The sequence below is a fragment of the Novosphingobium chloroacetimidivorans genome, assembly GCF_014204535.1.
GTDB classification, from domain to species: Bacteria; Pseudomonadota; Alphaproteobacteria; order Sphingomonadales; family Sphingomonadaceae; genus Novosphingobium; species Novosphingobium chloroacetimidivorans.
Genome location: NZ_JACHLR010000003.1, coordinates 85,658 through 99,957, shown reverse-complemented (window position 1 = coordinate 99,957; position 14,300 = coordinate 85,658). Strand labels below are relative to the sequence as shown.

Below are 14,300 nucleotides of genomic sequence, written 5' to 3'. Positions count from 1 at the left end.
TCGGCGGGGGCGATGGCACTGGTGGTGCGGGATGATCGAGTCGCTGGTCGGTTTTCCAGTTGCCGCGCGACAACCGGCGGATTCGTCGCCCGCAATGGCGGCAATCGCCCACATAGCTGACCCCATCCCACTGAGTCGTCGACCGTTTGGGCGTGTGCTTGTTGAAAAGGCACAAAAATCTCTTCAGCACCATGAACATGATCCCTTCCGCCGGACGGCGGCCTTCGACTTCGAAAAGCTTGAATTTTGGTCTCAACGACGTGCCCCCCGGTACGTCGTTTACTACGGTAAGCTCTTTATATATTTGCGGATCGCCGTCTGCAACGCGGATGCGTGGTTAATTGCAAAATGTTGCGGGCGCGTCGCGTTGACGGCAAGGAAGCGCGATGGATGACTTGAACGGCGGCACGGAGCCGACTTACGACGTGATCATCGTCGGCTCGGGTGCGGCGGGGCTGACCGCCGCGCTGGCGCTGGCCCAGACGCTGAAGGTGCTGGTGCTGGCCAAGGGCGAGCTGACCGGCGGCTCCACGGCCTGGGCGCAGGGCGGCATCGCCGCTGTGCTCGACGCGGGCGACACGTTCGACGATCACATCCGAGACACCATGGTGGCGGGAGCCGGACTGAACCGGCTGGAAACAGTCGAGTTCGTGATCGAGCGCGCGCCGCACGCGATCGAGCGGCTGGTCGAGCTGGGCGTGCCATTCAACACCGACGGAGAGGCGCTGCACCTGACGCGCGAGGGCGGGCACTCGCATCGTCGCATCGTCCACGTCGCCGATGCCACTGGCTGGGCGGTGCAGGCAGCGCTGCTCAAGGCCGCGCAGGACAATCCCAACGTGACCCTGCTGCCGGGCCGCGCCTGCATCGACCTTATCACCGGCAAGCACGAGGCGCGCTACTCCGGTTCGGGCCGGGTCTGGGGCGTCTACGCGCTCGACCAGGAGAGCGGCAAGGTGGAGGCCCACACCGCGCGCGCCACGATCCTGGCCACGGGGGGCGCGGGCCGCGTCTACCAGTTCAGCACCGCGCCGCGCGGGGCCACCGGCGACGGCATCGCCATGGCCTGGCGCGCGGGCGCGCGGGTCTCCAACATGGAGATGATGCAGTTCCACCCGACCTGCCTCTACAATCTGGAGGTCAAGAGCTTCCTCATCACCGAGGCCGTGCGCGGCGAGGGCGGGCACCTGATCAACCCGCGCACCGGCAAGCGGTTCATGACCTACTACGACCCGGAGCGCCTGGAGCTGGCCCCGCGCGACGTCGTGGCCCGCGCCATCGATGCCGAGATCAAGCGCTTCGGCTTAGACTACGTCCACCTCGACATCAGCCACCAGAGCCCTGAGTTCGTGCGCGAGCACTTCCCCAACATCTACGAGAAGCTGCTCGGCCTCGGCATCGACATGACCCGGCAGCCGATCCCGGTGGTGCCCGCGCAGCACTACACCTGTGGGGGCATCCTGATCGACCTCGACGGGCGCACAGACCTGCCGGGCCTCTACGCCGCGGGCGAGTGTACCGAGAGCGGCCTGCACGGCGCCAATCGCCTTGCCTCCAACTCGCTGCTGGAATGCTTCGTATTCGGCGAGGCGGCGGCGGCGCACATCCTCGACCATTGGGACGCATTCGACGCGCCGCCACCGGTCAAGCCGTGGGACGAGAGCCGCGTCTCCGAGCCGGACGAGGAAGTGGTGATCAAGCAGAACTGGACCGAAATCCGCCGGTTCATGTGGAACTACGTGGGCATCGTGCGCACCACCAAGCGGCTGGAACGCGCGCAGCATCGCATCAAGCTGCTGAACCACGAGATCGAGGAATACTATCGCCACTTCCGCGTCTCGACCGATCTGGTCGAACTGCGCAACCTGCTGCAGAGCGCGGAACTGATCGTGACCTCGGCCCTGAAGCGCCACGAGAGCCGGGGCCTGCACTATACGCTTGATTACCCGGAGACGGCGGCGGAGGCGGTGGATACAGTGCTGGTGCCTTAAGGTCCTCCCCTGCAAGGGGAGGTGGCACGCCTGCAAGGCGTGACGGAGGGGTGTCCCCGCCCGCGCGCATGCACGACTGGGTGACACCCCTCCACCACCGCTTCCAGCGGCGGTCCCCCTCCCCTTGCAGGGGAGGATCAAAAGCGAAAGGGAGAGCACAGATGGATCAAAAGACCGCCTTCATCACCGGCTCATCCCAAGGTATCGGCGCCGCCACCGCCCGGGCGCTTGCCGCGGACGGATACCGCGTGATCGTCCACTACGGCGGCAATCGCGTGCTTGCCGAGGAGGTCGCCCGGTCGATCCGCGAAGCCGGCGGCACGGCCGAGCTGGTCGGCGGCGATCTGGCCGACCCTGCCACTCCTGCAACGCTCGCGCGGCAGATCGCGGCGCTCTGCCCCGAAGGCTTGCACGCGCTGGTGCTCAACGCGGCCGTCATGCCGGGCAACTCCGACATCGCCGCTTGCACCCCCGACATCTTCGACCAGCTGACCGCGGTGAACCTGCGCGCGCCGTTCTTCCTGCTGCAAAGCCTGACGCCGATCCTCGCCGAAGGCGCAAGCGTGGTGTTCCTCTCGTCGCTGACGGCGCGGCGGGTGACGGGGGCGGTTGCCGCCTACGGCGCGATGAAGGCGGCGATCGAGCACCTGGTGCGCCGCGCCGCCGCCGAGCTCGGCGACCGTTGGATCCGCGTCAATGCGGTCGCTCCGGCCACGACCGCCACCGGGCCGATTGCCGCCTGGACGCAGACCGAGCAGGGCCGCGACATGACGATCGCCGTGCAGGCGCTGAAGCGGGTCGCTCAGCCCGAGGACGTCGGCGATGCCATCGCCATGCTCTGCTCGGACCGCGCCCGCTGGATTACCGGCGCGGTGATCCCGGTGGATGGCGGGGCGATGCTTTAAGCGCTCAGCCGACCCCGAGCAGGCGGCCGACGAAGATCAGCACGATCGCGCCGATGATCGAGGCCAGGCATCCCGCGCGATTGAAGTCGCCCGCGCCGCGGCTGGTGACCAGGCCCGCCACGAGCGAACCGCCAATGCCCAGCAGGATGGTCGCGATCCATCCCATGTTGACCGAGCCGGGATAGAAGAACCGGGCGAGCACGCCGATGATCAAGCCGCTGATGATTGCGCTGATGATGTTGATCATGGACCTTCGCCTTCCACTCGAGTTCGCAACCGTACCGCAACGCAGCATCGGCGTGCCGGTTGCGCGAAGTCTCGCACAGGCGCGTTGGCGAGCCAAGTCCAAGGCGGGCGATCCCGCTGCCGTTCGACGAATTGACCCGGCGCACCGGCCCGTGACACACTGTGCATCACAAGGCCACGAACGGCCGGCGCGGGTAAGAGGCGATCGATGAACTTCGGCTTGAACGACGACCAGCAGATGCTGCGCGACAGCTTCGCGCGCTTCCTCGACAGCGAGAGCAGCATGTCCCGCGTCCGCCAGGCATTGGAAGGGGAGGGCTTCGATCCCGCGCTCTGGTCCGGTCTCGCAGATCTCGGCACCTTCGCGATGCGCGTGCCCGAGGAGGCGGGAGGCCTCGCCATGGGTACGCTCGACGCTGCCCTGGTGCTGGAGGAAGCCGGCCGCACGCTTGCGCTGGGGCCGATCGCCGAAGCGATTCTCGCCGCCCGCCTGATCGCGCTCACCACCGGCGAGGGCATCGACGCGGTGATCGCGGGCGAGCAGGTGGCGACCCTGGCCTTTCGCGATGTGGCCGAGGAGCCGGTGCAGTGGCTGAACGGCGGCGACCGCGCCGACCTCGTCATCGCCCGGCATGGCGACGATCTGGTGATGGTGGCACCCGCCGACGCCCACCGCCGCGTGGATGAGACGCTGGCCGCCAACGGCATCGCCGAAGTCGATCTCGGCCGCGCGCCCCGCACCGTGCTCGCCTCCGGTCCCGAGGCACTGGCGCTGTTCGCGGCGGCGCTGGAGGAGTGGAAGCTTCTCACCGCCTGTCAGCTGCTCGGCCTGGCGCGCGAGGCGGTGCGCCTCGCCGCCGCCTATGCTTGCGAGCGCAAGGCTTTCGGCGTGCCCATCGGCACGTTCCAGGCGATAAGCCATCCGCTGGCCAACTTCATCACCGAGATCGAGGGCGGCCGCGCCTTTGCCTGGAAGGCAGTCCACATGGTCGCGACCGGCGAGCCGCAAGCCGGCGCCGCGATTTCGCTGGCGCTGTGGTGGGCCGCGAAGGTCGCCAGCACTTCGGCGATCCAGAGCTTGCGCACGTTCGGCGGCTATGGCCTCACCACCGAGTACGACATCCACCTCTACAACTTGCGCGCCAAGGCCACCGCGCTGGTCTGGGGCGATTCCGCGCGCCTGCTGGAGGAAGCGGGCCGCCGCCTCTACGCGGGCGAACCGGCGGTGCTCCCTGACGTGGGCCCGGTTTCGATCGACTTCGACCTGGGCGAAGATGCCCGCGCGCTGGCTGCCGAGGTCGATCGGTTCTTCGAGGAGACCTTGACGCCCGAGCTGAAGGCCCACGCGCATTACTCGTGGGACGGGCACCATCCGGCGGTGCACAAGAAGCTGGCCGAAGCGGGCCTGCTGTTCCCCGAGCTGAGCCCTGCGCAAGGCGGCCGCGGCGCCAGCCCCTATGCCCGCTACGCCGCGGCGGACGTCTGGGAGGAGCACGGCTGGTCGGGACATGCCCGGGGCACGACGATGATGGCCGCGGCGATGATCGACAAGTTCGGCACTGACGAGCTCAAGGCCGAAGTGCTGACCAGGATCCTTGCCGGTGAGGCAGTCTGCTCGCTCGGCTATTCCGAGCCGGGCTCGGGCTCCGACGTCTTCTCGGCCCAGACCAAGGCCACGCCCGATGGCAATGGCTGGCGGATCGACGGCACCAAGATGTTCACCAGCGGCGCCAACCTGGCCGACTACGTGCTGATGCTGTGCCGGACGAACCCGGACGTGGCGAAGCACAAGGGCCTGACCATGTTCATCGTGCCGCTCATGGCCGACGGGATCGAAGTGCAGCCGGTCCACACCTTCCAGGACGAGCGCACCAACATCACGTTCTACGACAACGTGAAAGTGCCCGACACCTGGCGCATCGGCCCGGTCGATGGCGGCGTGCGGGCGATGAGCGCGGCGCTGGAGCTGGAGCACGGCGGCGGCGGCTTCGCCAAGGCGCACGGGCTCCTGATTCGCATGGCCGAGGACCTGGCGCGCGAGATCCGCTTCGCCGGCAAGCCGCTGATCGAGGATCCCGCCGCGCAAGTCCGCCTGGCCAGGGCGCGCGCGCACCACATGGTGGGCGAGATGCTGGTGCTGCGCTCGCTGTGGAGCGTCGAGGAGAAGCAGGACCTGCCCGCCTGCGGCCCGATGGCCAAGGTGTTCACCTCCGAGAAGTTCTTGGAGGACGGCTCGGACCTGCTGGACCTGACGGCGCCGCTATCCCTCTCGAAACGCGATGGCGCGGCGGCCCACGTCAACACGGCTTACCGCCATGCGCATGGCACCACGATCTACGCCGGCACCAGCGAGATCCACCGCTCCATGATCGCCGAACGCGCGCTGGGGTTGCCAAGGACGCGGGCCTGAGATCCTCCCCTGCAAGGGGAGGGGGACCGCCTGCGCAGCAGGTGGTGGAGGGGTGTAACCCTCTCAATCGCTCACTACGATGCCGGTGACACCCCTCCGTCACGCAGCTGACGCCGCGCGCCACCTCCCCTTGCAGGGGGGGATCGGGCCACTCCACCCGCCGCAAGCCTGATTCCATTCGTCGCTCAGGAATGTGGAAAAAGAAAACGGCTCAGCGGACCATTTCCCTCTTGCGTATCGATCGAGCCAAGGACTTCCGGCGCGTCGCGGCGCTACCATGCCCGGCGATGTCGCCGATCCGCCCCAAGGCGCGACACTTGCACGGGATTCTCAATCGGGCACTATGGGTTGTGGGCGGTTGATCCGGGGGGCTCAACACCTAGATTCAAGCAAGCGGCCGGGAACGGCACCTTGCCTGGCGAGAACGAGGGTACAGCGGCCTTTGTGTCGGCGTAGCAGGAGCGTTGTTCCTGTTTTGTGCCGATGCTACGCTAAGCCTCTCGCGATTCGAAATGCAGATTATGGCGAGAACGCCAGCAAGGGGTACGCGACGTGGACTTCAGGACGGGCAACGAAGGGCCGATAGACACCGTGGATGCCGACCAGACCGAGCTGACATTTGCCGAGAAGCCGGCGGCCAAGGCTAACGAGCCCAGTGTCGCCGAGCCCAGGCCCGCCGAGAGCACGAGGAAGGGTGTCGCCATGGACAAGACCGATGCCGCCACCGCCGAACTCGTCGCCGAAGCACCGGCGTCCGTGAAGCCGGCATCTCCTAAAAAGCCGGACGATTCCAAGACCATCAACGCGCGCCGGTTCACGATCGTCACCGACGACACCCGCGATGCGCTGCTGACCGAGTTCGGCAAGGACACGCTGGACGATCGCTACCTGCTGCCTGGCGAGAAGTACCAGGACCTGTTCGCCCGCGTCGCCGACGCCTATGCCGATGACCAGGCGCACGCCCAGCGGCTCTACGACTACATCTCGAAGCTGTGGTTCATGCCCGCGACGCCGGTGCTGTCGAACGGCGGCACCGGTCGTGGCCTGCCGATCTCGTGCTACCTCAACTCGGTCGACGACAGCCTGGAAGGCATCGTCGCCACCTGGAACGAGAACGTCTGGTTGGCCAGCCGTGGCGGCGGCATCGGTACCTATTGGGGCTCGGTGCGCGGCATCGGCGAGCCGGTCGGCCTCAACGGCAAGACCAGCGGCATCATCCCGTTCGTGCGCGTCATGGATTCGCTGACCCTCGCGATCTCGCAAGGATCGCTGCGCCGGGGTTCGGCCGCCTGCTACCTCGACGTCTCGCACCCCGAGATCGAGGAATTCCTCGAGATCCGGAAACCCTCGGGTGACTTCAACCGCAAGGCGCTCAACCTGCACCACGGCGTGCTGCTGACCGACGAGTTCATGGCCGCGGTCCGCGACGGCGCCGAGTTCGCGCTGCGCAGCCCCAAGGACGGCTCGGTGCGCGGGTCGGTCGACGCGCGCGCGCTGTTCCAGAAGCTGGTCGAGACGCGCCTCGCCACTGGCGAGCCCTACATCGTGTTCTCCGACACGGTGAACCGCATGATGCCGCGCCACCATCGCGAGCTAGGCCTCAAGGTCTCGACCTCGAACCTGTGCTCGGAGATCACGCTGCCCACCGGCCGCGATCACCTGGGCAACGACCGCACCGCGGTGTGCTGCCTCTCCTCGCTCAACCTGGAAACCTGGGACGAGTGGAAGGGCGAGAAGCACGTGATCGAGGACGTGCTGCGCTTCCTCGACAACGTGCTGCAGGACTACATCGACCGCGCGCCGGACGAGATGGCGCGTGCCAAGTACTCGGCCGCGCGTGAGCGATCGGTCGGCATGGGCGTGATGGGCTACCACTCGTACCTGCAGAAGAAGGGCATCGCCTTCGAAAGCGCGATGGCCAAGGCGCTGAACATGCAGATGTTCCAGTACATCAACCAGAAGGCCAACGAGGCCTCGATGCTGCTGGCGAACGAGCGCGGACCTTGCCCCGATGCGGCGGACGTGGGCGTGATGGAACGCTTCAGCTGCAAGATGGCGATCGCTCCGACCGCCTCGATCAGCATCATCTGCGGCGGCACCTCGGCCTGCATCGAACCGATCCCGGCCAACATCTACACCCACAAGACGCTCTCGGGCAGCTTCGTGGTGAAGAACCCGTACCTGGAAAAGCTGCTCGCCTCGAAGAGCAAGGATTCCACCAACGTGTGGAACTCGATCCTGGAGCACGGCGGCTCGGTGCAGCACCTCGACTTCCTCAGCCCGGAGGAAAAGGCGGTCTACAAGACCAGCTTCGAGATCGACCAGCGCTGGCTGCTGGAGTTCGCGGCCGACCGCACGCCCTACATCGACCAGGCCCAGTCGCTGAACCTCTACATTCCCGCCGATGTCGACAAGTGGGACCTGATGATGCTGCACTTCCAGGCCTGGGAGAAGGGCATCAAGTCGCTCTACTACCTGCGCTCCAAGTCGGTGCAGCGCGCCGGTTTCGCCGGCGGCGTGGAAGCCGACAACACGCCCGAGGCGCCCAAGTTCGAGATCGGCGAGACGACCGACTACGACGAGTGCCTCGCCTGCCAGTGAGGTGAGCGGGGCGGGGTTGAGACATCCACCTCGCACTGGCGCTGAAAGACTGCGCGGTTTTAGATCCTCCCCTGCAAGGGGAGGGGGACCGCCGCCGCAGGCGGTGGTGGAGGGGTGTAACCCTCTCGGTCGAGCACTCCGGCAGCGGTGACACCCCTCCGCCAGCCGCTTCGCGTCTGCCACCTCCCCTTGCAGGGGAGGATCTGCGAGCTTGACATTTAGAACCACATAGGTTACTTGGCCTCGCAGGTCGGATGCAGACGAGCGGCTTTCAGGCCTGTCGCCCTTGCCCGCACCACCTGCGGCCGGCGCTTTCGACGGGCGTCTGCAACCATGCGAAGCCTTGCTCTCGTTCGCGAGAGGCCGGCGGCAAGCTGCGAGCCCGTCTCGCCGGCGCTTCGCGTATCAGGGCCGAGCCGGTGGCGCTTACGCCTTCCCACGCCGGACGTTCGCAATCTTGGAAGCTGCGAGCCAACCCTGTCGCGCCAGGGCAGCGCCGACCGCATACGTCCGACGTTTCATCTGTGGCGTTACCCCGCACTCGCCAGCGGGGGATGACCTGTGCTCTCAGATCCTCCCCTGCAAGGGGAGGGGACCGCCGCCGCAGGCGGTGGTGGAGGGGTGTAACCCTCTCGGTCGCGCACTCCACCAGCGGGGACACCCCTCCGTCACGCCTTGCAGGCGCGCCACCTCCCCTTGCAGGGGAGGATCTGAGAGCACCTTGACCTCCCCGGACCGGGGAGGGGGACCGCTCGCGCAGCGAGGGGTGGTGGGGACTCGCGTCCTCATCCGAGCTTGCCGGCGAGCCCCGGAGATGCCGAGACTCCCCTCCACCACGCTTCGCGCGGTCCCCCTCCCCGTGCCGGGGAGGACAGGGCAAATCTTTCCCTGCAAGGGGGCGGGCACCCCCAGCTTAGCTGGTAGTGGAGGGGAGGATGTCGTCCCGCCTGTCCTCACCCGCACCGTGAAAGACAGGCGCGCACGAAAAAGGCGGCCGGTTCGCACCGGCCGCCTCTTCGAATTTGCCGATTGCGCGCCCGTCAGGGCACGTTGGTATCGCCCGCATCGTCCTGGTTCGCGCCGCCGACGGCCTTGTCGCCGCCTTCCAGCTTCGGCGGCTTGGCAGCCAGCGCACCGGCGGCAGCCTGGGTGCCCGAGGGCGTGGGCTCGGCGCCCTTGCCGGCCGGAGCCACGTCGGCGCCCGCAGCGGGAGCGGCCGGCAGCGGCAGGTTCGACCCTTGCGTGTTGAGGTACGCGATCAGGTTGGCGCGGTCTTCGGCCTTGGACAGGCCGGCGAAGGTCATCTTGGTGCCCGGCGCGAAGGCCTTGGGGCTCTTCAGCCACTCGTTGAGCAGGTCGAAGGTCCAGTTGCCGCCCTTGGTCTTGAGCGCGTCGGAGAACGCGAAGCCGCCGGCGCCCTGGCCGATCGCCTCGCCCACCACGCCGTGCAGGTTGGGGCCGATGCCGTTGGCGCCGCCGGCGTTGATGGTGTGGCACGAGGTGCACTTGGCGAACACCGCCTCGCCCTTGGCCGGGTCCGCCGTCGCCAGCAGCGCCGCGATCGGCTGCTCGGCCGCGCCTTCGCCGCCTTCTTCCTCGACGCCCTCAATCACGTAGCCCAGCTTCTCCGGGCGGTGCGGTTTGTTGGCGCTGAAGTAGTGCGAGCTCAGGCTGCTCAGACCCAAGGCCACGACGCCCGCGAACAAAGTCCAGCCGGCGATGGTATTGAAGCGATCTTCCATTAAGCGTGCCCCGGGAGAATTTTGGTCAGCTGACTGGCTCCGCGCTCTAGTGTCGCGCGGGAGCGAGTGCAAGAGCCATTGCGGCGCCATGGTGCCGGAGCCCATTGCGGTCCTCGGCACGGCGGCTTAAGCGCCCGGCACCATGGATTCCTACCCGCAACCCGCCCGCGCGCTCGTCGCGCAGATGGAAGCCGCCGCCGCTTCCGATCCGGCCCGTGTGCTGGCGCTGCAAGGCGCGCCCGGCTGCAACGGCCACCGCGCCGCGCTGGAATACGATCCGAACTGCCTGCCGCTGCCCTGCTTCGCGTTCGAGGACGCGCTCGACGCGGTGAAGGACGGCCGCGCCGGCCGCGCGATCATCCCGATCGAGAATTCGCAAAACGGGCGTGTCGCTGACATCCACTTCCTGCTGCCCGAAAGCGGGCTGACAATCGTGGGCGAGCACTTCATGGCGATCCGCCACGCGCTGATGGGGCTTGGCAAGGGGCCTTTCACCGGTGCCTACAGCCACTCGCAGGCATTGGGCCAGTCGCGCCATTTCCTGCGCAAGCGCGGGATCGTGCCGCTGTCCTACCCCGACACCGCCGGAGCCGCGGCCTACGTGCAGGAGCAGGGCGACACCACGGTGGCGGCGATCGCGCCGGCGCTGGCGGCGGAGCTGTACGGGCTGGAGATCGTGGAGGACCGGGTCGAGGACGCGGCCGACAACATGACCCGCTTCGTGGTGCTTGCGCGCGAGGCGCTCGACCCGGCGAGCCTGGCGGGCCCGACGATGACGACCTTCATCTTCGAGGTGCACAACGAGCCGGCCTCGCTCTACAAGGCGCTGGGCGGTTTCGCGACCAACGGCGTCAACATGACCAAGCTGGAAAGCTACCAGGTCGGCGCCAGCTTCGCGATGACGACGTTCTATGCCGACATCGAAGGCGCCCCCGGCGATCCGCGCATCGACCGCGCGCTGCAGGAGCTGGCGTTCCACTGCAAGTACGTGCGCATGCTGGGCAGCTACCCGCAGGGCCGGGCGCGGGGCTGAGGCCCCGGCTCCTCCTCTTGTAGGGGAGGTGGCGCGCCTGAAAGGCGTGACGGAGGGGTGTAACCCTCTCGGTCGAGCACTCCGCCGGCGGTTACACCCCTCCACCACCTACGGTGGTCCCCCTCCCCTTGCAGGGGAGGACCTCGTAGCATCCGCTTGCGCCGCCACTTCACCCATGCCACCACTCGCCCGGTGAGCGGGAGCGGCCCCAACAGCGCGGATGCGGCGGCAACGCGTGACTGGGAGTCGGTGCGCGCCTCTGCCGACATCCAGTTCGCGCCCATGCCCCCGATCAAGCCGCCCGCGACGCCCGCCTGGCTCGAATGGCTGGGCAAGGCCTTGCGCGCGGTGTTCGGACCATTGGCGGAGTGGCTGATCGTCGCCTGGCCCTGGATCCAGAGGGGGCTGGTCGTGCTCGCCGTGCTGCTGGTCCTGTTCCTGGCCTGGCGGCTGCTCGGACCGTTGATCGCGCGATGGCGGGGCCGGGCGAGCCCCGACGAGACCTGGACGCCCAGCCGCGAGGAAGCCCTGGCGCTGCTGGAAGATGCCGACCGGCTCGCGGCGCAAGGCCGCTTCGGTGAGGCGGCGCACTTGCTGCTTTTGCGCAGCGTCGGCCAGATCCGCGCGCGGCGGCCCGGCACGCTGGTGCCGGCCAGCACCGCGCGCGAAATCGCCAGCCTCCCGCAACTGCCGCAAGGCGCACGCACCGCCTTCGCCGTCATCGCCGAGCGGGTGGAGCGCTGCCTGTTCGCCCTGCGCGATCTCGACGCCGGTGACTGGCAGACCGCGCGCGCGGCCTATGCCGAGTTCGCGCTGGCGGACTTGCGCGCATGAGCGAAGCCGCGACCACGCCGGTCGGCGCGAACCCGTTCACCGGCCGCACGGCGCTGGCGCTGGTGCTGTTCGGCTGCCTGGTGTTCGTCGCGCTGCTGTGGATGATCGGCAACGGCCTGGCCGATGGCGAGGCGAACAACGGCGGCGCCCATGCCGAAGGGCGTGGCCTCAACGGCTACGCCGCGCTGGCCCGGTTGCTGGAGGCGCGCGGCCATCCGGTGCGTCGCAGCCGCACCGATCGCGGCTTCGAGCAGCCGGGCTTGCTGATCCTGACGCCGCCCGCCGACGCCAATGGCGAGGACATCGCCGAGGCGGTCGATCGCCATCGTCCTTTCGGCCCCACGCTGGTGATCACGCCCAAGTGGGCTTCGGTGCCGGCGGCGGGGGGCGACTTGCCGGTACGCAAGGGCTGGGTCCAGCTGGTTGGACCCAGCCCGCCGAACTGGCCGGGCTTCCTTGACGAGCTCACCGTCAATCTGGCCCGCGGCAAGCGTGGCGAGACTGTCGGCTGGTATGCGCGTGGCATCTCGGGCGCGTTTCCCGATCCGCGCGTGACGATGTTCGGCGCAGGGCCAGGTCTGGTGCCGCTGGTGACCGGCAGCGATGGACGGATCTATGTCGCCTATCGTGACGACGGCGAGTTCCCCTCGCTCGCCGGGCTGGCTTCGCGCCCGCGTGACCGGGCCACACATGACAGGTCTGCGCGCTATCCCCTGATCGTCGTGTTCGATCCCGACTTGCTGGACAACTACGGCATGGCGAGCCTGCCCAGCGCGCGCCTTGCCGCCACCCTGGTGCAGGCAAGTGCCGGTGCCGACGCGCCTGTCATCTTCGATCTCACTCTCAACGGACTGGAGCGCAAGGCCAACCTGCTGACGCTCGCCTTCACCCCGCCGTTCCTGGCCGCGACGCTGTGCCTGCTGCTCGCGGCGGCGGCGACCGGCTGGCGCGCCTTCCTGCGCTTCGGTCCGCCGCTGGCGCCGGCGCGCTCGATCGCTTTCGGCAAGCGCGCGCTGGTGAGCAACGCCGCCGCGCTGATCGTGCGCTCGCGCCGGCTGCACCTGCTGGGCGCGCCTTATGCAGAGGCCGCGCGCCAGCGGCTCGCCCGCGCCTTCGCGCTGCCGCGAACGGGGGACCTTGCCACGGAGACCGCGGCGCTCGATCGCGCGGCGCGGGCGGCCGGCAGCGGCGATCATGCTTTCTCGAACCTTGCCGCAAGGCTCGGCCGCGCGCGCTCGGAGCGCGAGCTGGTCAAGGCGGCCGCAGAACTTCACGCGCTCGAAAGGACGCTCACGAAATGACCGTTTCTCTGAACGAGGTGGCCGATCTCGCCGCCGCCATCCGGGGCGAGATCGCCAAGGCGGTGGTCGGCCAGGCGGAGATCGTCGACCACCTGCTGATCGCGCTGATGGCGCGCGGGCACGTCCTGCTCGAAGGACCTCCGGGCACGGCCAAGACGTTCCTGGCGCAGAGCTTCGCGGCCAGCCTGGGGCTGGACTATGGGCGAATCCAGTTCACGCCCGACCTGATGCCGGGCGATATCCTGGGCTCCAACCTGTTCAACTTCCAGACCAGCACCTTCACCCTGACGCGCGGGCCGATCTTCCGCGAACTGCTGCTGGCGGACGAGATCAACCGCACGCCGCCCAAGACGCAGGCCGCGCTGCTGGAAGCGATGCAGGAGCGACAGGTGACGCTGGACGGCACGCGTCACCAACTGCCCGCCCACTTCACCGTGGTGGCGACGCAGAACCCGATCGAGAGCCAGGGCGTCTACCCGCTCCCCGAGGCGCAGCTCGACCGTTTCCTGTTCAAGCTTTCGGTGCCCTATCCGAGCCACGAGGAGGAGCGGCGGATCGTCACCCGCTATGCCGAGAACCGCGGCCTGCCCGATCCGGTCGAGCTTGGCGTGGTGCCGGTGGTGACGCCCGAGCGCCTAGCCGAGGCGACCGAAGCGGTGGCGCAAGTCACGCTGGCGGAGCCGGTCGCCGACTACGTGGTGCGGCTGGTGCGCGCCACGCGCGAGAGCAACGACTTGTCGCTGGGCGCCTCCCCGCGCGCGGCGGTACTGCTGGCCGGCGCGGCGCGGGCGCGGGCGGCGCTGGAAGGGCGCGACTACGTGCTGCCGGATGATGTCAAGGCGCTCGCCGCGGCATGCCTGCGACATCGGCTGGCGCTGAGCCCCTCGGCCGAGATCGAGGGGCGGCAGGTGGAGGACCTGGTCGCCTCGCTGGTCGCCGCCACCGAGGCGCCGCGTTGAGGGTGCGCTTCTTTCGCGCCATACAATCCCCCCTCCCCGGCGGGGAGGGGATGGGGGTGGGGGAGCGACGCCGAAGGCGGCGCGTCCGCGCTGGCATCGGAAACCCCCACCCATCCTCCCTCTTGAGGGGGAGGATCTTGGTTGCGTTCGAGGCGGGACTTGGAGCTGAGATCCAGGGGCAAGCATACTCGCATGTGTGCTCTTCCCCGCCTCGATCCGCATCACCTCCCCCTAGACCCTCGTCATTCCCGCGAAGGCGGGAATCCATCTCCTGCGCT

Annotated in this window: 11 protein-coding genes; 9 read left to right on the top strand and 2 right to left on the bottom strand. The window is 68.3% G+C overall.

Translation table 11 applies throughout. The annotated features are described in order from the left end of the window. The first annotated feature begins 31 nt into the window (after positions 1 to 31). From HNO88_RS04540 to HNO88_RS04530, 3 genes are all read left to right on the top strand, one after another. Positions 32 to 394 carry a hypothetical protein gene (locus HNO88_RS04540; protein ID WP_184242896.1) on the top strand — a complete coding sequence of 121 codons (363 nt, stop codon included), beginning with the start codon at positions 32 to 34 and terminating at the stop codon, positions 392 to 394. Beyond that, on the top strand, positions 387 to 1,991 hold the full coding sequence (gene nadB, locus HNO88_RS04535) for an L-aspartate oxidase (RefSeq protein ID WP_184242895.1): 1,605 nt from the start codon (positions 387 to 389) through the stop codon (positions 1,989 to 1,991). Before HNO88_RS04540 ends, nadB begins: the two co-directional genes overlap by 8 nt. 161 nt (positions 1,992 to 2,152) lie before the next feature. Then, on the top strand, positions 2,153 to 2,896 hold the full coding sequence (locus HNO88_RS04530) for an SDR family NAD(P)-dependent oxidoreductase (RefSeq protein ID WP_184242894.1): 744 nt from the start codon (positions 2,153 to 2,155) through the stop codon (positions 2,894 to 2,896). 4 nt (positions 2,897 to 2,900) lie between these two features. Here the strand turns inward: HNO88_RS04530 and HNO88_RS04525 are convergent, their stop codons facing one another. After that, on the bottom strand, positions 2,901 to 3,143 hold the full coding sequence (locus tag HNO88_RS04525; protein WP_184242893.1) for a GlsB/YeaQ/YmgE family stress response membrane protein: 243 nt from the start codon (positions 3,141 to 3,143) through the stop codon (positions 2,901 to 2,903). 207 nt (positions 3,144 to 3,350) lie between these two features. On the opposite strand from HNO88_RS04525, the gene HNO88_RS04520 reads away from it, so the two are divergent. Continuing rightward, entirely contained in the window at positions 3,351 to 5,552 is a 2,202-nt protein-coding gene (locus tag HNO88_RS04520; RefSeq protein ID WP_184242892.1) for an acyl-CoA dehydrogenase family protein, read from the top strand. Between the two features lie 702 nt (positions 5,553 to 6,254). Beyond that, complete coding sequence (locus HNO88_RS04515; RefSeq protein WP_246381204.1) at positions 6,255 to 8,153, top strand: ribonucleoside-diphosphate reductase subunit alpha; 1,899 nt, start codon at positions 6,255 to 6,257, stop codon at positions 8,151 to 8,153. A 1,040-nt stretch (positions 8,154 to 9,193) separates the two neighbouring features. Here the strand turns inward: HNO88_RS04515 and HNO88_RS04510 are convergent. Next, complete coding sequence (locus tag HNO88_RS04510; protein ID WP_184242890.1) at positions 9,194 to 9,895, bottom strand: c-type cytochrome; 702 nt, start codon at positions 9,893 to 9,895, stop codon at positions 9,194 to 9,196. A gap of 142 nt (positions 9,896 to 10,037) precedes the next feature. Between HNO88_RS04510 and HNO88_RS04505 the strand changes: the two genes are divergently transcribed. From HNO88_RS04505 to HNO88_RS04490, 4 genes are all read left to right on the top strand, one after another. After that, positions 10,038 to 10,928, top strand: a complete 891-nt coding sequence (locus HNO88_RS04505; RefSeq protein WP_184242889.1) for a prephenate dehydratase — start codon at positions 10,038 to 10,040, stop codon at positions 10,926 to 10,928. 156 nt (positions 10,929 to 11,084) lie between these two features. Continuing rightward, a complete protein-coding gene (locus HNO88_RS04500; protein ID WP_221419830.1) occupies positions 11,085 to 11,762 on the top strand; it encodes a hypothetical protein in 678 nt (225 codons plus the stop codon). Beyond that, the gene (locus HNO88_RS04495; RefSeq protein WP_184242888.1) at positions 11,759 to 13,063 is read left to right on the top strand and encodes a DUF4350 domain-containing protein; all 1,305 of its coding nucleotides are present in this window, start codon (positions 11,759 to 11,761) and stop codon (positions 13,061 to 13,063) included. The genes HNO88_RS04500 and HNO88_RS04495 overlap by 4 nt, the downstream gene beginning before the upstream one ends. Further along, positions 13,060 to 14,022, top strand: coding sequence for an AAA family ATPase (locus HNO88_RS04490; RefSeq protein ID WP_184242887.1), 963 nt, complete (start codon positions 13,060 to 13,062; stop codon positions 14,020 to 14,022). The genes HNO88_RS04495 and HNO88_RS04490 overlap by 4 nt, the downstream gene beginning before the upstream one ends. Positions 14,023 to 14,300 lie beyond the last annotated feature (278 nt).